The organism is Pseudoduganella sp. GW821-FHT12E03, assembly GCF_058807115.1.
In genome coordinates, this window is the sequence record NZ_JBXAQJ010000009.1 from 375,822 (window position 1) to 397,270 (window position 21,449).

A 21,449-nucleotide genomic window follows, 5' to 3' on the forward strand; every position below is an offset into this window, starting at 1 on the left:
CCAGTTTACCAAAAGACCTTAGCCAAACAGGCCATGTAAATACCAGCGCAGTTCCCCCTCCTCTCCCGAACGTTCGCGGAAAATCCAGTAATGCGCATGGTCGCTGCCTTCGGCGATGAAATAATCGCGCACCTGCGTGGTATTCCACCAGCCCGCCTCGATGCGTTCCGCGCCGGACACCAGCCGCAGCGGAGAAATATAAAACGGCCGGTGGTCGCGCATGAGCAGCGCCACCGGCTTGGGCAGCAGCCATACGGGACGGGGCAGGCTGTGCGGCGGCAGGCGCTGCTCCAGCGGGCGCTGCTTGTCCTGCACCGGTTGCCAGGCATTGGCACGGTCCGGCCGGTAATCGGCCAGCGGCGCCGCACGCAGCACATTGTCCGCCCCCAGCCGCGCCACCAGCAATTCAAACAGGCGCTCGCGGTCGGTGCTGGTGCCGCCCGGTTCGGGAAACAAGGTGTCCGTCAGCGGCGCCATCGCCTGCACTTGCAGCGCTTCGAGCCGCAGGCCGATCACCGGGGCCGGCAACTCGATGCGGCCCAGGCGCTCCTTCAGCAAGCGCAATAAATGGTCGCCGCGCCAGACCGCTTCGGCCAGCACGATATCGATCGCGGTGGGCGGACACGCGGTCCGGCCGCGCTCATGGTCCAGCAACAGGCAAATACGCTCGACCGCGTAATGGTGCACGCACAGCCAGCCCGTCATTTGCTGCACCAGCCGCTGCGCGCCGTGCAGCAGCGCTTCCGCATGCTCGATGCGGTCGAACAATTCCAGTCCCGCCTTGAATTCCGGCGGCGGTTCGAGCCACGTATGCATTTCCGGCGCCTCGCCATACGCGGCGTCCAGCACATCGAGCAGCGCACGGCCGCAGCGGCGCTGCAAGCCGGGACGGGGCAGGCGCCGCAGTTCGGCCACCGTCTGGCAACCGATGCCTTCCAGCCAGGTGCGGAATGGCCGTGCCGGCGGCGGCAGCCACGCCGGCAGGCGCGCCAGCCGGCGGCTCAGTGATTGGATTGTTAAAGATCGTCCGCCGCGGCTGCGCGCCAGCAGCCACGCGCCCTGCGCGGTGGGGGCGCAACTGAGCGAGGCGGTAAAACCCAGCGTCCGCACACTGGCCGCCACCAGCGCGCACAGCTTGCGGATGCCGCCAAACAGGCGCAGGCTGGCGCCGATGTCGAGCAACAGCACGCCCTCTTCCGCCAGCGCCACTTGCGGCGTATAGCGCAGCAGCGCCAGCGCCGTGGCCTGCAAGGCGTCCGCCTCCCGCAACAGGCAGCGTTCGTGCAATTGCACGTCCGGCGCCATCAGCAGCGCACCGCCGCGCCGCATGCCCACCCGCACCCCGGCGGCATGGGCGGCGCGCGACACCGCCAGCACCCCCTCCTGCTCCAGTACCGCCGTGCAGCTATCCGCCGACCAGGTGGGGCAAAACACTTCGAGCGGTAGCCGGTACAGGCAAAGGCCGATCCACAGATGCATGACGCTGTAACAAAGAAGGTGGCAAGGGCAGGAACAGCGGCGCATCGCGCTGCGGTCCCCGGCGTTTGATGAAGCTGATCGCCAGCCCGCCCGGGGCGGTGCGCAGCGACAGCCGCAGCGGCGCGGGCGATGCATCCTGCGCGGCAGCGAGCGGCCGCATCAGGCAAAACAGCGTATCGCCGCTCTGCGCCGCCAAGTGCAGCCGGCGCAGGTTTTCATTGCGGATTTGCTGCTGCCATAACAGCAGCGCACCGCAACAGCCGCTGCGCAATACCTGTTCGGCCGCCCACAGCGCATCGCCGGATTTACCGGTATTACGGATCCACACCATCTGCCCCGGGGGCAAGCCCAGCGCGGCCAGCGCCAGCCCCTGCGGGATTTGCGGCGGCGCCAGCAACACCACCGGACGCTGCGCCGCCTGCTGCAATGCGGGCCGCAACAGCCGGATTTCACCGATGCCCGGCTGCTGCAACATCAATTCCGTCAAACTCCCCAGCGGCCAGCCGCCGCCCGGCAACTGGGCCGACAGCGCCGCATAGCCGGTATCGAGACAGCGCACCGCGCTTTGCGCCAGTTGCGACGCCCGCCACAAGGCGGGATGCAGGCTTTCCGGCGCGGCGATGAGCGGTGAACTGTGCATGAGGGCTGGCCTTCTTTTTATTAGAAATACTGGATATACATACAGTACTTTGAAAAAGGGGTTTTGGCAAGGTGTACACGCTTGCGCTTGCGGTAAGATAAACACATGACTGCACTCCAACTGACCGGCGCCATCCTGTTCGCCCTCGCCCTGATTCACACCTTCGCCGCCAAATCGTTCGACCTGCTGGCCTCCCGCCATCCGCGCCACGCGGGGCTGTTCCACTTGCTGGGCGAAGTGGAAGTGGTGTTCGGCTTCTGGGCCGCGATCCTGATTGCCGCCATCGCCCTGATGGCCGGGCCGCAAAATGCGATCGCATATGCGGAATCGCGCCAGTACACGGAACCACTGTTCGTGTTTGTCGTCATGGTGGTGGCGGCGTCGCGCCCCGTGCTCGAATGCGTGCAGCGCCTGTTGCTGATGCTGGCGCGGCTGGCGCCGGTGCGCGGCGAACTGGCGCTGGTGTGGCTCGGCATGGCGGTGGTGCCGCTGGCCGGGTCGCTGGTGACGGAGCCGGCCGCCATGACCCTGGCGGCGCTGACCCTGGCGCCGCTGGTGTTCCGCGACGGCATGCCGGAGTGGCTGAAATATGCCGCGCTGGGCGTGCTGTTCGTGAATGTCTCGATCGGCGGCACCCTGACCGCCTATGCCGCGCCGCCGGTGCTGATGGTGGCCGCCACCTGGGACTGGGACAGCGCGTTCATGGCGTCGCAGTTTGGCTGGAAAGCCGCAATCGCGACGCTGGTCAACGCGACCGCCATCACGTTCCTGCTGCGGCGCCATGTGCAGCCGCCCGCCGCCAGCCAGGCCGGCGCGGGACCGGACCCGGTGCCCCTGCCCGTCACCCTGGTGCACCTGGGCGTGCTGGCGCTGGTGGTGCTGCTGGCGCACCATCCGGTGCTGTTCCTCGGCATCTTCCTGCTGTTCCTCGGCTTCGCCCATGCCTACCAGCGCCACCAGCAGCCGCTGATCCTCAAGGAAGGCTTGCTGGTCGGCTTTTTCCTGGCCGGCCTGGTGGTCTTGGGCGGCATGCAGCAATGGTGGCTGCAACCGGTCATCACGAAACTGGAACCGCTGGCGCTGTTCTTTGGCGCCGTGGCGCTGACCGCCATTACCGACAATGCCGCGCTGACCTATCTCGGTTCGCTGGTCGATGGCATCACACCGCAGGCGCAATACATGCTGGTGGCGGGCGCCGTGGCGGGCGGCGGCCTGACCGTGATCGCCAACGCGCCCAACCCGGCCGGGGCCGCGCTGCTGAAGGCGGGCTTCCGCGATGGCGCGATCGGCGCCACCGGTTTGCTGCTGGGGGCGCTGGCGCCGACCGCCGTGGCGATTGCCATGTTCCTGCTGTGAGCGCCGGGGACGCAGACTCTGCCAGCGGGGCCCCTGGGCGCCGGGCACCGGCGCAGCCGTCTCACCCGCGCCGGTGCAGCGCGAAAAACGCCGCCATCATGCGGCTCGCATCGGGCCCCGGCGCCGCATGGAAGTGCACTTCCGGATCGCCGCCGCTCCACGCATGGCCCAGGCCCGCAATGCTGGCCACCCGCAGCACCACTTTCCGGCCCGACGCATAGTCGCGCACCGTATGGGCATGGCGGCTGCCGCTGCGGGTCGCCTCCTTGCTGGTGACAGTGGCGCGGGTGGACAGCGGCAAGCCGTTCAGCAACAGCCACTGCCGCGTCAACTGTTGCTGGTTCACGGGCCGCACCACATGGTCTTCTTCGCCCTGCATCAGCAGCGCCGGCATGGCGGGAAAGTCCGCGCGGCCACGTAACACGCCGTGGATCGCATCGGCATGCCCCAGCGCGCCGTGCCGCATCACCTGCAGCGCGCCAGCCGGTGTATGTCCCGCGCCAAACACGGGGCCGGAGTGCAAGCCCACGGCCGCAATCAATTCCGGATGGTTCAGCGCCAGCACCGCCGCCATGCCCGCCCCTGCCGACAAACCGCACGCATAAATGCGGCGCATGTCGACGCCATACTGGGCCGACACTTTCGCCACCAGCCCGGCCAGCAGCGCCGTGTCGCCGCCGCCTTGCTGGGTGGCCGCGTCGTACCAGCGCCAGCAGCGCTGCGCCTGCGCACTCACCAGTTGCTGCGGGTACAGCACGGCATAGCCCTTGTGTTCCGCCACCAGGTTCATGCGCGTGCCCTGCGCAAATTGCGTCGCGCTCTGGTGACAGCCATGCAGCATGACGATCAGCGGCCAGCCCTTGGCGGGCGCGGGCCGGTCCGGCAAATACAGCCAGTACGCCAGGCGCCGCCCCGGCGCCTGGCCCGGTGATTGCGGCAGTGCAATATGGGCGGTCAGCCACTTGCCGGGCGCACTCGGCGCTTCCTTGCGTTCATGCTTGCGTAATTCCAATGCCGCCGGGCTACGGAGCGCCGCCGCTGGTCGTTTAGGCTTAGGCTGTGCCTTCGGTTTTGGTACAGCCAGCAGCCTGGACACCATTTTTTGCTGCGTTTTCGCGGCACGGGTCAGGCTGCGCAGCAAGCGTATACCGGGGGCAGGCTTGGCCATGGCATCTCCAAAGGTCGTTGTGTTGCACTGCAATATAACGGCATCCACCACCCCGCTCCGTGCGCTGGCGCACCCCACAAGGAGAGCAAGATGAGTTCAAAGACCCGCAAGAAACACAAGAACCAGACCAAAGACACGCAAGATTGCCCGCGCCTGGATGCGCACCTGTCGCGGCAAAGCAGCCGCCAGGATAATGCGTCGATTCAGCAGGGCAGCCTGTCCGGCGCCGGCAGTGAAGGCGATCCCTACACGATCAGCAACGAGCGCGGTCCTGCGCGCGGCAACCGCCAGGGTGGCGGCGGCAATTACTGAACCCCTGTTCCACGCGCGGAAAAACAGGGTGCCGGGCAATGGGACTGCACCGGCAGCCCTGCCGCGCACCCGGCACGTACCCTGTGCGCAGGGCCTGGAAAGTCCCTTCCGCAGTCCCTTCCGCAGTCCCTTCAGCGGCCCCGTCAGTGGCCCATTACCGCTGCATGGATTCCCACACCTTTTGCAGGCGCTTGGCCGACACCGGCATCGGCGTCCTCAATTCCTGGGCAAACAGCGACACGCGCAACTCTTCCAGCATCCAGCGGAATTCCACCAGTTTCGGATCGGTATTGCGGCCCGCTGATTTGTCGCGCATCAGGCGCTGGTATGGCGCGGCGGCCGCTTGCCACTCCGCCATCAGCTTGGCATCGCGCGCCGGGTCGCCACGCAGCTTTTCCAGCCGCACGTTCATGGCCTTGATGTAGCGCGGGAAGTGCGCCAGCTGGCTGTACTCGGTGTCGAGCAGGAAGCGCTTGTGCACCAGGCCCTGCAATTGCTGCTGCATGTCGGACGCCACTTGCGCATTGAGGTTTTGCAGGCGCTTCGGCAAGCCGTGGTACTCCGTCAGCACTTGCGACAACAGGCGCGCCACTTCATTGACCAGCAACACCAGGCGCGACTTGCCTTCATCCTTGCGCTTGGTGAACGAAGCCGCGTCGGCCGGCAGCGGGTCTTGCAAACACGCGATATCCAGCGCCTTGTTGATGATCTGGTCGCGCAATTCTTCCTGCGTGCCCATGGCCATGAACTGCATCCCCATTTGCTGCAGGTTCGGGATGCTCTTTTCAATGAACTTGATCTGGTCCTTCATCTGCAGCGCGAACAAACGGCGCAAGCCGGTGCGGTGCGTGCGCTCCGCCACCGACGGATCATCGAACACTTCCAAGTCGCAGTGCGTCCCTTTATCGACCAGCGCAGGGAAGCCGATCAGGGTCAGCTTGCCTTGCGTGATTTCCAGCAGTTCCGGCAATTCGCCGAAGGTCCAGCTGGTGATATTGGTGTGCGCTGACGGCGGCTGCGGCGATGCCGCCTGTGCCGCCGCCGGCGCATTGCCGCCTTTCGGCAGCGCACCGCCGTGGATACCGCCATGCGCCTTCAGCGGTTCCGCCTGGCCTGCCGCCCCCGCCTTGTGCTGCACACCGGAAGGTACGGTGGTTTCCGCCATCTTCTGGAAACTCTGGCGCGCCTGCATGCCATATTCCGCCTGCAGTGTCGCCAGGTTGCGCCCCATGTCCAGCTGGCGCCCATGCTCGTCGATCACCTTGAAATTCATGAAGTGATGGGCAGGCAGCGTTTCCGGCTTGAAGTCGGACGTCAACGGCGTGATGGTGATTTGCTGGCGGATATCGGCAATGATGGCGTCAATCAAATCGCCCTTGCCGAAAGCATGGGATGCCTGCACCCGCTCGCAGAACTTCGCCGCGTAATCCGGCAGCGGTACGCAATGGCGGCGCAGTTTTTGCGGCAGGGATTTCAGCAGCAAATGCACCTTCTCTTTCAGCATGCCCGGCACCAGCCACTCGCACCGTTCGCGCGACAGCTGGTTCAACGCATACAGCGGCACCGCCAGGGTCACGCCATCGCGCACGCTGCCCGGTTCGAAGTGGTACGTCAGCGCCATTTCCAGGCCGGCCGCCAGCATGGTTTTCGGGAACAGGTCGGTCGTCACGCCGGCCGCCTCGTGCCGCATCAATTCATCGCGCACCAGGTACAGCAGCTTCGGATTGTCGCGCGTGGCGTCCTTGTGCCATTTCTCAAACGCGGCGCCATTGACCACGTCGGCGGGAATGAGCTTGTCGTAAAACGCGGCGATCAATTCATCGTCCACCAGCACATCGATGCGGCGCGATTTGTGTTCGAGGTTTTCAATCTCCTTGACCAGCTTGTGGTTGTGCGCAAAGAACGGCGCGCGGGTATCGAAATCGCCGCCCACCAGCGCATCGCGGATAAAGATTTCACGCGCTTCTTCCGGGTTGTGCGCGCCGTAATTGATGCGGCGCTGGCTGTACACCACCAGGCCATACAGGGTGGCGCGCTCGGACGCCGTGACCTGGGCCGTGCGCTTTTCCCAGCGCGGCTCGCCCCAGGATTTTTTCAGCAGGTGCGCGCCGACTTTTTCCAGCCATTCCGGCTCGATCTTCGCCACGCAGCGCGCATACAAACGGGTGGTTTCCACCAGCTCGGCCGCCATGATCCATTTACCGGGCTTTTTCGACAGGTGCGAACCCGGCCAGACGTGGAAACGGATGCCGCGCGCACCGAGGAAACCGGCGCCCGGCTCGTCCTCGCCCTTGAAGCCGACGTTGCCCAGCAAACCGGTCAGCAAGGCCAGGTGCAGGTTGTCGTAGGTGGCCGGGGCTTCGTTCAAGCGCCAGCCCTGCTCTTTCACGATGGTCAGCAATTGCGAATGCACATCGCGCCATTCGCGCAGGCGCAGCTGCGACAGGAAATTCGCGCGGCAATTGTCTTGCAATTGGCGGTTGGTTTTCTTGTGTTCGATGGCGTTCTCGAACCACTTCCACATTTTCAGGTAGCTGAGGAATTCGGATTTTTCATCGGCGAATTTCTTGTGCGCTTCATCAGCCGCCTGCTGGTGTTCAACCGGCCGGTCGCGCGGGTCTTGCGACGACAGCGCGGCCGCCACGATCAGCACTTCCGTCAGCGACGCGTTATCGAGTCCGGCCAGGATCATGCGGCCCACGCGCGGGTCCAGCGGCAGCTTGGCCAGCTTGCGGCCCAGCGCCGTGATCTGGTTGTATTCATCGACCGCGCCCAGTTCCTGCAGCAGCTGGTAACCGTCGGCAATCGCGCGCGCCAGCGGCGGTTCGATGAACGGGAAGGTTTCCACGTCCGCCAGGTGCAGCGTCTTCATGCGCAGGATGACGGAAGCCAGCGACGAGCGCAGGATTTCCGGGTCCGTGAATTTCGGACGCTGGATGAAATCCTGTTCGTCATACAGGCGGATACAGACGCCATCGGCCACGCGGCCGCAACGGCCGGCGCGCTGGTTGGCCGCCGATTGCGCCACCGGCTCGATCTGCAATTGCTCGACCTTGTTGCGGTAGCTGTAGCGTTTTACACGCGCCAGACCGGTATCGACCACGTAGCGGATGCCCGGCACCGTCAACGAGGTTTCCGCCACGTTGGTGGCCAGCACGATGCGGCGCGCATTGGTGGTGCGGAACACGCGGTCCTGTTCTTCCACCGACAGGCGGGCAAACAGCGGCAGGATTTCCACGTGCGGCGGGTGGTGCTTGCGCAGCGCTTCGGCCGCGTCGCGGATTTCCCGTTCGCCCGGCAGGAACACCAGCACGTCGCCCTGGCCGAGACGGCACACTTCATCGACGCCATCGACAATGGCGTCCATCAAGTCGCGCTTGTCGCGCTCCGCGGCGGCGGCGCGCGCTTGCGGGCGGGCATCCGTTTGCTGCTGGTTCATCGGCACCACGTCGCGGTCGACGGGACGGTAGCGCACTTCCACCGCGTACAGGCGGCCCGACACTTCGATCACGGGCGCCGGCTTTTCCGGCGTGCCGAAATGGCGCGCGAAGCGGTCGGCGTCGATGGTGGCGGACGTGATGATGATTTTCAAATCCGGCCGGCGCGGCAACAGCTGCTTCAGGTAGCCCAGCAGGAAATCGATGTTCAGGCTGCGTTCGTGCGCCTCGTCGATGATGATGGTGTCGTAGGCTTTCAGCAGCGGATCGGTCTGGGTTTCCGCCAGCAAGATACCGTCCGTCATCAGTTTGACGGCGGCGCCCTTGGTCAGCGTATCGGCAAAGCGCACCTTGAAGCCGACGGTTTCGCCCAGCGGCGTGCCCAGTTCCTGCGCAATGCGCTTGGCGGTCGAGGATGCCGCGATCCGGCGCGGCTGCGTATGGCCAATCACACCCTTGCGGCCACGGCCCAGTTCCAGGCAAATTTTCGGCAACTGCGTGGTTTTACCGGAACCCGTTTCACCGGAAACGATGACGACCTGGTTGTTTAACAGGGCTTCGGCGATTTCATGGCGGCGGCCGGAAACCGGCAAGTCTTCCGGGAACGTGATCGGCGGGATCGGATTGCGGAACGCGGCCTCCGCTTCACGGGCGGCGACCTGCTCCGGCGTTTCCCTTGGCGGACGCTGGCGGCGCTCCTGGCCATCGCCACGGCGGGTGTCAGTACGGCCGCCATCCTGGCGCGGCGCCCCCCCTTCCGGCTGCGGAGCACGGCGCTGCTGTTCGCCCTCCGGACGCTGCGCACGCCGCTGTTGCTTCCCCTCCGGGCGCGGCGCACGTTGCTGGTGTTCGCCTTCCGGGCGGGGCGCACGCTGCTGATGTTCGCCTTCCGGGCGGGGCGCACGGCGCGGCTGCCCGCTTTCCGGGCGTGCCGCCTGCGCGGCGCCGGCCTGCTGCGGCGCGCGCTCAGTGGCTGCGGGGCGGCCCTGCCCTTCGGCGCGCGGCTGGCGCCCCGGTTGTGGCGCACGCGGTACGCTGGCGGGAGTTTGCGGGGAAACGGGAGACTTCTTGCTGGCTTCTGACATTGTTTTTTACATGTATTGCGCGCGAACATCGCGCACCGAATTATAATGCGGCCAATGGAAAACCCTACCCAATTCGTCCAATGGCTGCGCTCTGTCGCGCCCTATATCCACGCATTCCGTGGCAAAACCTTCGTCATTGCCTTCCCCGGTGAGCTGGTGTCGGCGGGCGCGTTGCCTGTGCTGGCGCATGATTTGTCGCTGTTGCACGCGCTTGGCATCAAGGTGGTCGTGGTGCACGGCTCCCGTCCGCAAGTGGCCGAACAGCTGGCGCTGCGTAACGTCGAAGGCCGCTTCACCAACGGCGTGCGCATCACCGACACCGCCGCGCTGGAATGCGCCAAGGAAGCCGCCGGCGAACTGCGCCTCGATATCGAAGCCGCGTTCAGCCAGGGTTTGCCCAACACGCCCATGGCGCACGCGGCCATCCACATCATTTCCGGCAACTTCGTCACGGCCCGCCCGATGGGCGTCATCGACGGCGTCGACCTGGAACTGACCGGCATCACCCGTAAGGTCGATGCGGAAACCATCCACGCCTTGCTGGGCGCGGGCGGCCTGGTGTTGCTGTCGCCGCTGGGTTTCTCGCCGACCGGCGAAGCCTTCAACCTGACCATGGAAGACGTCGCCGTCACGGCCGCGATCTCGCTGCACGCCGACAAAATCGTCTTCATCAGCGAAACGCCGCTGATGACGGACGTCACGGGCCGGGAAATCCGCGAACTGTCGTCGCACCAGGCCGAAGCCGTGCTGATGGCGAACTTCCTGCCGGAAGCCACCGCGTTTTACCTGAAACACTGCATCAAGGCTTGCCAACACGGCGTGCCCCGCGCCCACATCGTGCCGTTCGAGATGGATGGTTCCGCGCTGCTGGAACTGTTCACCCACGATGGCGTCGGCACCATGATTTCCCACGAAAACCTGGAAAGCCTGCGCCAGGCCACCATTGAAGACGTGGGCGGCATCATTAAACTGATCGAACCGCTGGAAGCCGACGGCACCCTCGTCAAGCGCGGCCGCGAACTGATCGAGCGCGAAATCGACCTGTTCTCCGTCATCGAACACGATGGCGTGATTTTCGGTTGCGCCGCGCTGTATCCATTCCCGGAACAAAAAATGGCGGAAATGGCATGCCTGACCGTCAATCCCGAAGTACAGGCGCAAGGCGACGGCGAACGTATTTTGAAGCACATGGAAAACCGTGCGCGCGCGCTTGGCCTGAAACAGCTGTTCGTGCTGACCACCCGCACCGCGCACTGGTTCATCAAGCGCGGCTTCGTCCCGGCCACCGTCGACGCCCTGCCGAAAGACCGCCAGCGCATGTACAACTGGCAGCGCCGGTCCCAGGTTTTGATTAAGACCTTATAATCTTATTTTTACCACCGCATCAGGAGTACCAAGATGGCCCGTACCGTCCATTGCATCAAACTCAACAAGGAAGCCGAAGGCATGGACTTCCCGCCGTACCCGGGCGAACTGGGCAAGCGTATTTACCTGTCCGTGTCGAAGGAAGCCTGGGCCGCCTGGCTCAAGCACCAGACCATGCTGGTCAATGAAAACCGCCTGAACCTGGCCGACCAGCGCGCCCGCAAATACCTGGCCGCGCAAATGGAAAAACATTTCTTCGGCGAAGGCGCCGATGCCGCCGCCGGCTACGTGCCGCCGCCAGCCGAGTAAGCCGGTCCAGCATCAATACAAAAGCGCCCAACCGGGCGCTTTTTTACTTTACCGAGACCGTCCGGCACTGCCGCAATTCGCAGCGCGCCAGCAAGACCCGGCCATCGCCGCACGCCATGCGGTACATTTCCACGGGCCCCGCTTCCGTCACCAGCCCCGCGCCGGGGCCACCGGTGCACCCCGCCTGCTTGGCCAGGCTTTCCACCGTGGCCGATGACACGCCGGGCCTGAACTCCACCCGCACGATTTCCACGCCGCCGATGGCCACGCGCTTGCTGCCATCGTCCGCAACGTCGGACGGCGCCACTTTCCGGACCGACGCGGCGCGCCGCGCCGCTTCGGCCTCCTGCTCGTTACTCTGGCCAAACGGCATACTGGAACACGCCGCCAGCAGCGGCAACAACAGCGATACCCAACGTTTCATTGATGCCTCCAGAGGGACCGGACACCCGGCCCGGACAGCTTATCAGCTTATCAGTAAGCGAGCGTACGCACGCCTTCGGACGTGCCCAGCAGGCAGACATTGGCGCCACGCGCGGCAAACAGGCCGACCGCGATCACGCCGACGATCTGGTTGATTTGCGCTTCCAGCGCCACCGGGTCGGTGATGGCCAGGCCAGCCACGTCCAGGATGTTACCGCCATTGTCGGTCACGAACGCCTCATTGGTGCCGGCTTTCAGGCGCAGCTTCGGCTGGCCGCCCAATTGCGCCAGTTGGCGCGCCACCGCGTTGCACGCCATCGGCAGCACTTCGACCGGCAGCGGGAATTTGCCGAGGGTTTCCACCAGCTTGGAACCGTCGGCGATGCAGATGAATTTCTTCGACACGGAAGCCACGATTTTTTCACGCGTCAGCGCCGCGCCGCCGCCCTTGATCATGGCGCCGGCCGCATTGATTTCATCGGCGCCGTCGATGTACACGGCGATCTCAGGAACGTCGTTCAAGTCCAGCACGGCGATGCCGTGGCCGCGCAGGCGCGCCGCGGTGGCTTCGGACGAGGCGACCGTCCCTTTGAAGCGGTCCTTGATCTTGGCCAATTCATCGATGAAGAAATTGGCGGTCGAGCCGGTACCAACACCGATGATGTCGCCTTCCACATAGGTAATGGCGGCACGGGCTACGGCTTGTTTCAGTTCGTCTTGGGTCATGATGCTAAAAAGTAAATTAAAAGGCGGGAAAATGCCGCTATTTTACCGGATCGCTTTCCCCGCCCGCCTTCCCCGCGCCAAATTACCAACGGGCAAGCCATTTTTTGACTTTCCTGCTTTGCCGCAAACCGGTGCGGTATGCGAAAATGGCTGGACCCAAGCCCCTTCCAGGATCGCTCATGGAGTCCCCCCAAAACGTATTGATAGTCGATGACAGCCGTGTCTCGCGCCTGATGGCACGCCAGTACATCCTCAGCATGCACGCCGACTGGATCATCGAAGAAGCCGGCACCGGCGAAGATGCGCTGGAAAAGGTCAAAACCTTCACGCCGAAACTGGTGTTGATGGACGTGAACATGCCCGGCATGGGCGGCCTGGCCGCCGCCGAGCAAATGCGCAAATTGCTGCCGGCTGCCCACATTTCCCTGCTGACTGCCAACGTCCAGACCGCCACCCGCAACCGGGCCACGGAACTGGGCATCGGGTTCATGGAAAAACCGATTACCGAGGCCCGCATTGCCCAGCTGATCGCACCGCTGGAAGCGCAGCCATGATCACACTGAACGAGCTGCAGCACGACGCGCTGGTGGAAATTTTCAACATCGGCGTCGGCCAGGCGGCCGCGTCGATGAGCGGCATCGTCAATGAAGAAGTCACGATGTCGGTGCCGTCGATCAGCTTCCTGAACCGTGCGGAAGCCGCCATGCTGTTGGGCGGCAAAAACAAACTGGACCAGTTGCAGCGCATCTGCGGCGTCAGCCAGCACTATGAAGGCGCGTTCCAGACCGAAGCCATCCTGATGTTCCCGGAAGATAAAAGCCTGGAAATCGTGCGCCTGATGGTGGGCGAATCCGTGCCACTGGCCGAGCTGACGGAAATGGAACAGGAGGCGATGAGCGAGATCGGCAACATCATCCTCAATTCCTGCGTCGGCACCCTGGCCAACCTGTTCCAGCGCGAATTGCAAGGTTCGCTGCCGGTGTACCACGTGGGCACCAGCGAAGAAATCCTCAGCGCGTCCGGCAGCGCGGCGGATTCCGTGGTGCTGATGCTGCACATCGACTTCATTCTCGAAATGCACCAGATCCACGGCTACGTCGCCTTTATCCTCGATGTGTCGGCGCTGCACGACTTGAAGGAGCAGATCAACCTGTACCTCGACAAAGTAATGGGCCAGGGTTGATGAGCATGGATGCGAACCGCGCAGGCCTGCTGGAGGGGGTACTGGCCGCCGTCAACCTCGGCGCCATTGTCGTCGACGGCGATTGCCGCATTGTACTGTGGAACCGCTGGATGGAGCGCTATACGGGCGTGCCGGCCAGCGAAACCGTCGGCCGCGACTTTTTCAGCCTGCATGAAGACTTGCGCGGCAAGCGGATCGACTCCGCCATCGCGCAAGCGCTGCGCAGCAATTTCCCGTCGGTCCTGTCGCAAACCCTGAACAAGTCGCCGTTTCCCCTGTATGCCGATGCGGCCGCCCGCAGCCGCGATGAACGCATGCAGCAGGCGCTGGCCGTGACACCGGTGGACGTGGCCGGCGCCGGACGCCACTGCCTGATCCAGATCAGCGACGTCAGCATCGCGGTCGGCCGCGAAAAACTGTTGCGCGACCAGGCCATGGTGCTGCGTTCGCAAACTTTCTCGGACGGCTTGACGGGCATCGCCAACCGGCGCCACTTCGACGTGGCGATCGACAAGGAATTGCGGCGCGCCAAGCGCTATGGCAATGCCCTGTCCCTCCTGATGATCGACATCGACCACTTCAAACCGTATAACGACCATTACGGCCACCAGCAGGGCGACCAGTGCCTGATCCAGGTGGCCAGCGCCCTGTCCGGCATGCTGCAGCGTTCAACGGATTTGCTGGCGCGTTATGGTGGCGAGGAATTCGTCATCATCCTGCCCGACACGGATGCCCAGGCCGCGCACATGCTGGCCGAAACCGTGCGGGCCCGCGTGATCGCGCTGGACCTGCCGCATGATCAATCCCCGGGCCGGCTGGTGACGGTCAGTGTCGGCATCGCCACCATGAGCGCGGCCGACCAGTACGACGTGCCCGGCCTGATCAACGCCGCCGACCGCGCGCTGTATGCCGCCAAGCGCGCCGGCCGCAATTGCGTGCAGGCGCACGTTACCGCCCCGGCCTGAACCCGGCCACTACGTCACCACATGCCACAGGCGTCATTCCGTAGGGTGGATTCCGCGCAGCGGAAGCCACCATGCCAGCATCGCCACCAGCGCAAGCAACAACACGACGCACGCATGGCGGGTTTGTAAAACCCGCCCTACGGAGTTCAAACGTCCCCGAGGCGCTAGAAAAACGTCACCTCATCCGCTGCCGCTTCCACCACCTCGCCGGTATGCACGGCCCGCTCCTCCGCCATCGCATAGGTACTGGCCAGCGCCGCCAGCAGCGGCGCCGCATCGAGCTGCGGCAAGGCGGCCGGGCGCGCCGCGCACTGGCCGGAATGGTCACGCAACACATCCGGCATGCTGCGGATATTGTGCTGCACATGGGACAGGATTTGGCTCACGCGGTCCTGGAATTGCAGCTGCACCAGCGCCTGCGCCACCTCATCCTTGATGCCACGGCTTTCCGATTGCAGCAATTGCGACGATTGCTGCAAGGCGCCCGCCACATCCTGGAAGTTGGCCAACACGGAACCAATCGTGTTTTCCGACGCCTGCATCGATTGCTGTTCCTGCTGCATCGATTGATTGGCCGCCTTGCAAGTGGCGTCGATGGCGCTGCTGATTTGCGCCACCTGCTGTGAAATGCTTTTACCGGTTTCCGCCGACTTGGCCGACAGCGAACGCACTTCGCGCGCCACCACCGCAAAACCCCGTCCCGCCTCACCCGCGCGGGCCGCTTCAATCGCGGCATTGAGCGCCAGCAAATTGGTATGCCACGCGATGCTGGCCACTTCCGTCGCCATGGCCTGCAGCGGCGCGGTAAATGCCTGCAACTGCTGCACCTTCTCCAGCATGGCCGCCTTGCTGGCCGCGGTGCTTTTCAGCAGCGCCAGCACTTCGCCCAATTCCTTTTCACTGTTGGCAAACACCGCCACCAGCCCTTGATCGTCGCCGCCCGACGCGGACAGCGCCGTGTCCAGGCGGTCGACGATGGAGGAAAAGCGCGCGGTCAGGTCGCACACCGCGTCTTCCATCTGCGAACGCGACGATTGCAAATGCGCATCCCAGACCGACACCATTTGCTCGCCGAATTGCTGGCGGCTGGCCAGATAATCCTGCATGGAATGATCGGCAGCCGGTGTTTTGCGGCCAGTGAATAAATTGCCTAGGTAATTCAATAATGCGCGCATATTCCGAATATTCCGTATAGCCATAAAAACGAAACCAGAATAATGCTATCGACAGCCCCTGCACCACAAGGCTGGCGCCATTTAATTCACGCCACAGTCGCGTAAACAATACAGCTTGTTATTATGTCCAAGCATAAATAACAATATACCGAATGTTTAAAAATATGACGCACGGACATAAAGAATAAAATATTAGCTATTTGAATTAGCTATATAAATTCATTCAGGCGGCCTTGGGTTCGGCGCGGGTGCAACCGGTGCACAAGTGGGTATGGCGGGTCAGCCGCATCAATTCGCAACTGTTGCGCGCGGCGCGCAATTGTTCGCCGGTGATCAGGGAGCCGTCGCCCCCCATGAAATCGAGTCCGTCAAACCGCTCGGCCCAGCCGGATTTGATGGTATTGATGAGGTGAAAGTACTGCTGGCAATCCACGATACAAAGCTGTGTCGAACGGGAAAGTGCCAGTGTAGCAAAGAGAACGAACTCGTGCAGGGACAGCCGGGCCGCCCTGCACGGTTGAATGGCGCTTAAGCGCGCAGGCTGCTGGCCGCCTTGGCGATTTCCGTGATACGGGCCCAGTCGCCGGCCAGCATCGCGTCTTTCGGGGTCAGCCACGAACCGCCCACGCAGGCGACGTTTTTCAGCGCCAGGAATTGCGCGGCCGTGTCTTGCGAAATACCGCCGGTCGGGCAGAACGTCACGTCCGGCAGCGGACCACCGATCCCGTTCAACATGCCGACACCGCCAGCCGGTACGGCCGGGAACAGTTTCAACTGCTTGAAGCCCTGTTCGCGCGCCACCATCACTTCCGACGGCGTCATCACGCCCGGCAGCAATGGCAGGCCGCTGCTTTTCGCGGCGGCGACCAGCGCCGGCGTCAGCCCTGGCGACACGCCGAACACGGCGCCCGCGTCACGCGCGGCGGCGAATTCTTCCGGCTGCGTCAGGGTGCCGACGCCAACAATCGCGCCTTCCACGGCCGACATGGCCTTGATCGCGCCCAGGCCGTGCTGGGTGCGCAACGTCACTTCCAGCACGCGGATGCCGCCTGCCACCAGCGCTTTCGCCAGCGGCACTGCGTGGTCGGGATCGTCAATCGCAATCACAGGGATCACGGCGGACGTGCGCATAATTTCCAGCAAAGTCATGGTCAATCCTTCTTCAGGGAGTAGTCTTCATCGGAGCCCGGCATGGTGTTGCCAACCGGGTTGCCATCGTGCAGTTGCACGGTGGTGGGAATCGGCGACGGCAGCGGGAACGTGGTGGCGCCGGTTTCCGCTTCGCTGACGGTGTTGCGGAACATCGCGAACAGTTCACGGCCCATGCCGACGCCGTTCGGCGTCAAGTCCGCCGTCGCCAGCGCGCGGGCGTGCCAGACATTGCTTGGCACCAGCGCTTCCAGGGTGCCGTTGGTGGCGTCAACGCGGATCACATCGCCATCGCGCACCAGGCCCAGCGGGCCGCCGGCCAGGATTTCCGGCGACACGTGGATCGCGGCCGGCACCTTGCCCGACGCGCCGGACATGCGGCCATCGGTCACCAGCGCGACCTTGCGGCCGGCATCCTGCAGGTTGGCCAGCGCCGGGGTCAGCGCGTGCAATTCCGGCATGCCGTTGGCGCGCGGGCCTTGGAAGCGCACCACCGCCACGAAATCCTTGTCCAGCTGCTTGGCTTTATACGCCGCCATGAACGCTTCCTGCGAATCGAACACGATCGCCGGCGCTTCCACCACGCGGTGTTCTTCCTTGACCGCCGACACTTTCATGATCGCGCGGCCCAGGTTGCCCTTGACCAGCACCATGCCGCCGTCAGCCGAGAATGGGTTGGTGTGCGGGCGCAGCACCTTGTCGTCGCCCGACAATGCCGGAGTGTCTTTCCACACCACGCCGCCGAAGTCGCCGTCGTTATCGGACAGGAACGGTTCCACCGTATGCTTGCTCAAGCCTTTGCCCAGCACCGTCAGCACATCGTCGTGCAGCAGGCCGGCCGCCAGCAGTTCGCGGATGACAAAGCCGGTGCCGCCCGCCGCGTGGAAGTGGTTGACGTCGGCATCGCCGTTTGGATACACGCGCGCCAGCAGCGGCACCACGGCCGACAATTCGTTGAAGTCATTCCAGTCGACGATGACGCCGGCCGCCTTGGCGATGGCCGGCAAGTGCAGCGTGTGGTTGGTCGAGCCGCCGGTGGCCAGCAGCGCGACAATCGCGTTGACGATGGATTTTTCATCGACCACGTGGCCGACTGGCAGGTATTCGTCGCCCTGGTCGGTGATTTGCGCGGCGCGCTGCGCGGCCGCCACCGTCAGCGCATCGCGCAGCGGCGTGCCCGGCGTGATGAAGGCGGCGCCCGGCAAGTGCAGGCCCATCACTTCCATCAGCATCTGGTTACTGTTGGCGGTGCCATAGAAAGTGCAGGTGCCGGCGCCGTGGTAAGCCTTGGCTTCGCCTTCCAGCAATTCGTCGCGGGTCGCCTCGCCTTTCGCATAGCGCTGGCGGATCGCGGCTTTTTCCTTGTTGGAGATGCCGGTCGTCATCGGGCCGGCCGGCACGAACACGGCAGGCAAATGGCCGAAGTGCAGCGCGCCGATCAGCAGGCCCGGCACGATCTTGTCGCACACGCCGAGGAACAGCGCCGAGTCGAACATGTTGTGGGACAGCGCCACCGCCACCGACATGGCAATCGCATCGCGCGAAAACAGCGACAGTTCCATGCCCGGCTGGCCCTGCGTCACGCCATCGCACATGGCGGGCGTGCCGCCAGCGAATTGCGCCACGGCGCCAACTTTGCGCACGGCATCCTTGATGATGGCTGGGAAGGTTTCAAATGGCTGGTGCGCCGACAGCATGTCGTTGTACGAGGACACGATGGCCACGCTGGGCTTTTTGACTTCCTTCAGCAGCAGCTTGTCATTGGCCGGGAACGCGGCAAAGCCGTGCGCCAGGTTCGTGCACGCCAGCGCGCCGCGCTGCGGGCCCTTGGTGCGGGCCGCTTCCAAGTGCGCCAGGTAGGCGGCGCGCGATGGACGGCTGCGTTCGATGATGCGTGCAGTTACGGATTCAAGTACGGGATGCACCGCCATGATATTTCCTCAAGAGTCATATTTGAGTGAAATTTTACTACAGAATTTGGCGGCGCAATCAATTTTTTGCGTAGTGAATTTACCGAATTTGTTGTATGATGAATCATCCCAGCAACCCGATGTTCATCGATAGGCTCCACAATACCTATGCGCCAGCCCGCCCTGACCTCCACCACCAGTTACCAGGCCTTAGCAGCTCACCACGCTGAAACCCGTCAGCGCACGTTGCGCGACCTGTTTGCCGCCGACCCACAGCGCTTCGCACAACTGTCCACCGGCGCCGCCGGCTTGTTCCTCGACTATTCGAAGAACCGCCTGGACACCGGCACCATCAAGCTGCTGGCCGGCCTGGCCCGTGAGCGCGGCGTGGAGCGCCTGCGCGACGCCATGTTCGCGGGGGAAAAGATCAATATAACCGAACAGCGCGCGGTCCTGCATACCGCATTGCGTATGCCGCGCGGCAAGGAGTTGACGGTGGATGGCCAGGACGTGAATGCCGACGTGCACGCCGTGCTGGACCAGGTCCGCGATTTCACCGACCGGGTCCGCAGCGGCGAATGGCTGGGCCACACCGGCAAGCCAATCACCGATATCGTCAACGTCGGCATCGGCGGTTCGGACCTGGGTCCGAAGATGGCGTGCCTGGCGCTGCGTTCCTATGCGCATCCGCGCCTGACTATGCATTTCGTTTCCAACGTCGACGGCCACGACATGGACGCCGCGCTGGCGCAGGTCAATGCGGACACCACGCTGTTCATCATCGCCTCGAAAACATTTACCACGGCCGAGACCATGTTGAATGCGCACACGGCGCGCAACTGGTTCCTGCGGCACGGCAAGGAAGACGGCCTGGCCAAGCACTTTGTCGCGGTCTCCACCAATGCCGACGCGGTCGGCAAGTTCGGTATCGACACCGCCAACATGTTCCCGTTCTGGGACTGGGTCGGCGGCCGCTATTCCGTGTGGTCGGCGATCGGCCTGTCGGTCGCGCTGTCGGTGGGCTTTGGCTACTTCAGCGATTTCCTGGCCGGCGCCCATGAAATGGATGAACATTTCCGCACCGCCCCGCTGGAACAAAACCTGCCGGCCCTGCTGGCGCTGGTCGGTTTCTGGAACCGCCAGTTCGAAGGCGCGGCGTCGCTGTCGATCGCACCGTACCATCAGGACTTGAGCCGCTTCCCCGCTTACCTGCAGCAGCTCGACATGGAAAGCAACGGCAAGCGCATCACGCGCGGCGGCGCGCCGGTCGATACGCCAACCTGCCCGGTGGTCTGGGGCGAGTGCGGCACCAATGCGCAGCACGCGTACTTCCAGCTGCTGCACCAGGGCACGGATAGTACGCCGATGGATTTCATCGCCGCGCTGCGCCCGACGCACGACCTGGAAGGCCACCACGACGCCCTGCTGGCCAATTGCTTCGCGCAATCGGAAGCGTTCATGACCGGCAAGACCGAAGACGAAGTGCGTGCCGAACTGGCGGCGCAAGGTATGCCAGCCGCCCAGATCGATCTGCTGGCGCCGCATAAAACCTTCCCCGGCAACCGCCCTTCCAACACCATCCTGATGGACGTGCTGAACCCGGCCGCGCTGGGCGCGCTGATCGCGCTGTATGAACATAAAACCTTTGTGCAGGGCGCGCTGTGGGACATCAACAGTTTTGATCAGTGGGGCGTGGAACTGGGCAAGGTACTGGCCAAGGCGATCCAGGCGGAATTGACGGGAGAGCCACAGCCTGAGCGCCACGACAGTTCGACGAACGGTTTGATTGAAATGGCGAAAGCCGCACAGGAGCTGCGGTAATGAGCAACGCGACTGCCGCCTTCGATGGCATGATGCAGGTGGGTGAAAGCCCGCTCTGGAATCCGGAACAGCAAACGCTGTACTGGGTCGATATCGACGGCTTCGCCGTGCACAGTCTGCACCCGGCCACGGGCAGCCACCATAAATGGCCGATGGCCAGCGAACCGTCGGCCCTGGCCATCAGCAGCAACGGCGGGCTGATCGTGGCGCTGCGCAGCGGCATGGCGCACCTGAACACGGACAGCGGCGAACTGACGGCCATTGCCGCCGCGCCGTACGACACCGCCACCACCCGCTTCAACGATGGCAAGACCGATGCGGCCGGGCGCTTCTGGGTCGGCACGATTTATGAGCCGCGCGACAAGCCGGCCGCCGATATGTACGTGCTGGACCGGGGCGAGCTGCGCCTGGCGTGGCCGGCCAACGTCGTCAATTCCAACGGCCTGGCCTTCAGCCCGGACAACACCGTGCTGTACCACGCCGATACCGCCGGCCACAAGGTCACGCGCTACGCCTTTGACGCGGCGGCTGGTTCGGTCTCGGCGCCACAAGTACTGCACCAGTTCAGCAGCGATAAAAGCGCGCCGGACTACGGTGGCCGCCCCGACGGCGCCGCGGTCGATGCCGACGGCAATTACTGGGTCGCGCTGTTTGAAGGGGGACGCATCGTCAAGCTGTCGCCGTCCGGCGAATTGCTCGATGAAATCGCGTTGCCCGTGCGCGCCCCGACCATGGTGACCTTCGGTGGCGAGGACTTAACAACGCTGTACATCACGACGGCCGGCAAGCGCCCAGCCGAGGAAGTGGCGCGGTTGCCATTGAGCGGCAAGGTGCTGCAAGTAAAGGTTGAAGTAGCAGGCCGCCCCGCGTCCATTTACGTCGAAGCATAATCCGTAGGGCGGTTCGCTTGCGAGCCGCCATTGCATGCGCTACGGCAGCGCCGGCA

General features: G+C 64.0%; 19 protein-coding genes. 9 read left to right on the plus strand and 10 right to left on the minus strand.

Annotated features, from left to right (window positions below; all coding sequences use genetic code 11):
- Window positions 1-18: 18 nt before the first annotated feature.
- Both AC1RRC_RS23670 and imuA read right to left on the minus strand, forming a co-directional pair.
- Window positions 19-1,479 (minus strand): Y-family DNA polymerase, encoded by a 1,461-nt coding sequence (locus tag AC1RRC_RS23670; protein WP_493057988.1) that lies wholly within the window; start codon window positions 1,477-1,479, stop codon window positions 19-21.
- Entirely contained in the window at window positions 1,406-2,119 is a 714-nt protein-coding gene (gene imuA, locus AC1RRC_RS23675; protein ID WP_493057989.1) for a translesion DNA synthesis-associated protein ImuA, read from the minus strand. The genes AC1RRC_RS23670 and imuA overlap by 74 nt, the downstream gene beginning before the upstream one ends.
- A 105-nt stretch (window positions 2,120-2,224) precedes the next feature.
- Between imuA and AC1RRC_RS23680 the strand changes: the two genes are divergently transcribed.
- Window positions 2,225-3,475 (plus strand): putative Na+/H+ antiporter, encoded by a 1,251-nt coding sequence (locus AC1RRC_RS23680; protein ID WP_493057990.1) that lies wholly within the window; start codon window positions 2,225-2,227, stop codon window positions 3,473-3,475.
- A gap of 61 nt (window positions 3,476-3,536) precedes the next feature.
- Here AC1RRC_RS23680 and AC1RRC_RS23685 read toward each other — a convergent pair whose 3' ends face one another.
- Entirely contained in the window at window positions 3,537-4,643 is a 1,107-nt protein-coding gene (locus AC1RRC_RS23685; RefSeq protein WP_493057991.1) for an extracellular catalytic domain type 1 short-chain-length polyhydroxyalkanoate depolymerase, read from the minus strand.
- Window positions 4,644-4,733: 90 nt separating this feature from the next.
- On the opposite strand from AC1RRC_RS23685, the gene AC1RRC_RS23690 reads away from it, so the two are divergent.
- Window positions 4,734-4,955 (plus strand): hypothetical protein, encoded by a 222-nt coding sequence (locus AC1RRC_RS23690; RefSeq protein ID WP_493057992.1) that lies wholly within the window; start codon window positions 4,734-4,736, stop codon window positions 4,953-4,955.
- Window positions 4,956-5,109: 154 nt separating this feature from the next.
- Here AC1RRC_RS23690 and hrpA read toward each other — a convergent pair whose 3' ends face one another.
- Window positions 5,110-9,477, minus strand: a complete 4,368-nt coding sequence (hrpA, locus tag AC1RRC_RS23695) for an ATP-dependent RNA helicase HrpA (protein ID WP_493057993.1) — start codon at window positions 9,475-9,477, stop codon at window positions 5,110-5,112.
- A gap of 54 nt (window positions 9,478-9,531) precedes the next feature.
- On the opposite strand from hrpA, the gene argA reads away from it, so the two are divergent.
- Together argA and AC1RRC_RS23705 are read left to right on the plus strand one after the other, a co-directional pair.
- Entirely contained in the window at window positions 9,532-10,842 is a 1,311-nt protein-coding gene (argA, locus tag AC1RRC_RS23700) for an amino-acid N-acetyltransferase (RefSeq protein ID WP_493057994.1), read from the plus strand.
- Window positions 10,843-10,875: 33 nt separating this feature from the next.
- Window positions 10,876-11,151 (plus strand): oxidative damage protection protein, encoded by a 276-nt coding sequence (locus tag AC1RRC_RS23705; RefSeq protein ID WP_493057995.1) that lies wholly within the window; start codon window positions 10,876-10,878, stop codon window positions 11,149-11,151.
- Window positions 11,152-11,194: 43 nt separating this feature from the next.
- On the opposite strand, the gene AC1RRC_RS23710 is transcribed toward AC1RRC_RS23705, so the two are convergent.
- Window positions 11,195-11,575, minus strand: a complete 381-nt coding sequence (locus tag AC1RRC_RS23710) for a hypothetical protein (RefSeq protein ID WP_493057996.1) — start codon at window positions 11,573-11,575, stop codon at window positions 11,195-11,197.
- A gap of 50 nt (window positions 11,576-11,625) precedes the next feature.
- Complete coding sequence (gene rpiA, locus AC1RRC_RS23715; RefSeq protein ID WP_493057997.1) at window positions 11,626-12,300, minus strand: ribose-5-phosphate isomerase RpiA; 675 nt, start codon at window positions 12,298-12,300, stop codon at window positions 11,626-11,628.
- 179 nt (window positions 12,301-12,479) lie between these two features.
- Here rpiA and AC1RRC_RS23720 point away from each other — a divergent pair, with 179 nt between their 5' ends.
- The 3 genes from AC1RRC_RS23720 to AC1RRC_RS23730 are packed head-to-tail and all read left to right on the plus strand — an operon-like array spanning window position 12,480 to window position 14,448.
- Window positions 12,480-12,854 (plus strand): response regulator, encoded by a 375-nt coding sequence (locus AC1RRC_RS23720; protein ID WP_493057998.1) that lies wholly within the window; start codon window positions 12,480-12,482, stop codon window positions 12,852-12,854.
- Window positions 12,851-13,483, plus strand: a complete 633-nt coding sequence (locus tag AC1RRC_RS23725; RefSeq protein ID WP_493057999.1) for a chemotaxis protein CheC — start codon at window positions 12,851-12,853, stop codon at window positions 13,481-13,483. The genes AC1RRC_RS23720 and AC1RRC_RS23725 overlap by 4 nt, the downstream gene beginning before the upstream one ends.
- Window positions 13,484-13,488: 5 nt before the next feature.
- The gene (locus AC1RRC_RS23730; RefSeq protein WP_493058000.1) at window positions 13,489-14,448 is read left to right on the plus strand and encodes a GGDEF domain-containing protein; all 960 of its coding nucleotides are present in this window, start codon (window positions 13,489-13,491) and stop codon (window positions 14,446-14,448) included.
- Window positions 14,449-14,612: 164 nt separating this feature from the next.
- Here AC1RRC_RS23730 and AC1RRC_RS23735 read toward each other — a convergent pair whose 3' ends face one another.
- The 4 genes from AC1RRC_RS23735 to edd form a co-directional block, all read right to left on the minus strand.
- Complete coding sequence (locus AC1RRC_RS23735) at window positions 14,613-15,554, minus strand: methyl-accepting chemotaxis protein (RefSeq protein WP_493058001.1); 942 nt, start codon at window positions 15,552-15,554, stop codon at window positions 14,613-14,615.
- Between the two features lie 292 nt (window positions 15,555-15,846).
- Window positions 15,847-16,056, minus strand: a complete 210-nt coding sequence (locus AC1RRC_RS23740; RefSeq protein ID WP_493058002.1) for a hypothetical protein — start codon at window positions 16,054-16,056, stop codon at window positions 15,847-15,849.
- A 95-nt stretch (window positions 16,057-16,151) separates the two neighbouring features.
- A complete protein-coding gene (gene eda, locus AC1RRC_RS23745; RefSeq protein WP_493058003.1) occupies window positions 16,152-16,772 on the minus strand; it encodes a bifunctional 4-hydroxy-2-oxoglutarate aldolase/2-dehydro-3-deoxy-phosphogluconate aldolase in 621 nt (206 codons plus the stop codon).
- Between the two features lie 2 nt (window positions 16,773-16,774).
- Window positions 16,775-18,703 (minus strand): phosphogluconate dehydratase, encoded by a 1,929-nt coding sequence (gene edd / locus AC1RRC_RS23750; RefSeq protein WP_493058004.1) that lies wholly within the window; start codon window positions 18,701-18,703, stop codon window positions 16,775-16,777.
- Window positions 18,704-18,850: 147 nt separating this feature from the next.
- On the opposite strand from edd, the gene pgi reads away from it, so the two are divergent.
- Together pgi and AC1RRC_RS23760 are read left to right on the plus strand one after the other, a co-directional pair.
- On the plus strand, window positions 18,851-20,503 hold the full coding sequence (pgi, locus tag AC1RRC_RS23755) for a glucose-6-phosphate isomerase (protein ID WP_493058005.1): 1,653 nt from the start codon (window positions 18,851-18,853) through the stop codon (window positions 20,501-20,503).
- On the plus strand, window positions 20,503-21,393 hold the full coding sequence (locus tag AC1RRC_RS23760) for an SMP-30/gluconolactonase/LRE family protein (RefSeq protein ID WP_493058006.1): 891 nt from the start codon (window positions 20,503-20,505) through the stop codon (window positions 21,391-21,393). The genes pgi and AC1RRC_RS23760 overlap by 1 nt, the downstream gene beginning before the upstream one ends.
- The last annotated feature ends 56 nt before the right edge of the window (window positions 21,394-21,449 follow it).

Coding starts and splice junctions, on each gene's coding strand:
- eda (WP_493058003.1), bottom strand. CDS start 16,772: ATGACTTTGCTGGAAATTATGCGCACGTCCGCCGTGATCCCTGTGATT.
- AC1RRC_RS23730 (WP_493058000.1), top strand. CDS start 13,489: ATGGATGCGAACCGCGCAGGCCTGCTGGAGGGGGTACTGGCCGCCGTC.
- rpiA (WP_493057997.1), bottom strand. CDS start 12,300: ATGACCCAAGACGAACTGAAACAAGCCGTAGCCCGTGCCGCCATTACC.
- AC1RRC_RS23670 (WP_493057988.1), bottom strand. CDS start 1,479: ATGCATCTGTGGATCGGCCTTTGCCTGTACCGGCTACCGCTCGAAGTG.
- AC1RRC_RS23710 (WP_493057996.1), bottom strand. CDS start 11,575: ATGAAACGTTGGGTATCGCTGTTGTTGCCGCTGCTGGCGGCGTGTTCC.
- AC1RRC_RS23725 (WP_493057999.1), top strand. CDS start 12,851: ATGATCACACTGAACGAGCTGCAGCACGACGCGCTGGTGGAAATTTTC.
- argA (WP_493057994.1), top strand. CDS start 9,532: ATGGAAAACCCTACCCAATTCGTCCAATGGCTGCGCTCTGTCGCGCCC.
- AC1RRC_RS23690 (WP_493057992.1), top strand. CDS start 4,734: ATGAGTTCAAAGACCCGCAAGAAACACAAGAACCAGACCAAAGACACG.
- hrpA (WP_493057993.1), bottom strand. CDS start 9,477: ATGTCAGAAGCCAGCAAGAAGTCTCCCGTTTCCCCGCAAACTCCCGCC.
- AC1RRC_RS23720 (WP_493057998.1), top strand. CDS start 12,480: ATGGAGTCCCCCCAAAACGTATTGATAGTCGATGACAGCCGTGTCTCG.
- AC1RRC_RS23760 (WP_493058006.1), top strand. CDS start 20,503: ATGAGCAACGCGACTGCCGCCTTCGATGGCATGATGCAGGTGGGTGAA.
- imuA (WP_493057989.1), bottom strand. CDS start 2,119: ATGCACAGTTCACCGCTCATCGCCGCGCCGGAAAGCCTGCATCCCGCC.
- AC1RRC_RS23685 (WP_493057991.1), bottom strand. CDS start 4,643: ATGGCCAAGCCTGCCCCCGGTATACGCTTGCTGCGCAGCCTGACCCGT.
- edd (WP_493058004.1), bottom strand. CDS start 18,703: ATGGCGGTGCATCCCGTACTTGAATCCGTAACTGCACGCATCATCGAA.
- pgi (WP_493058005.1), top strand. CDS start 18,851: ATGCGCCAGCCCGCCCTGACCTCCACCACCAGTTACCAGGCCTTAGCA.
- AC1RRC_RS23735 (WP_493058001.1), bottom strand. CDS start 15,554: ATGCAGGATTATCTGGCCAGCCGCCAGCAATTCGGCGAGCAAATGGTG.
- AC1RRC_RS23705 (WP_493057995.1), top strand. CDS start 10,876: ATGGCCCGTACCGTCCATTGCATCAAACTCAACAAGGAAGCCGAAGGC.
- AC1RRC_RS23680 (WP_493057990.1), top strand. CDS start 2,225: ATGACTGCACTCCAACTGACCGGCGCCATCCTGTTCGCCCTCGCCCTG.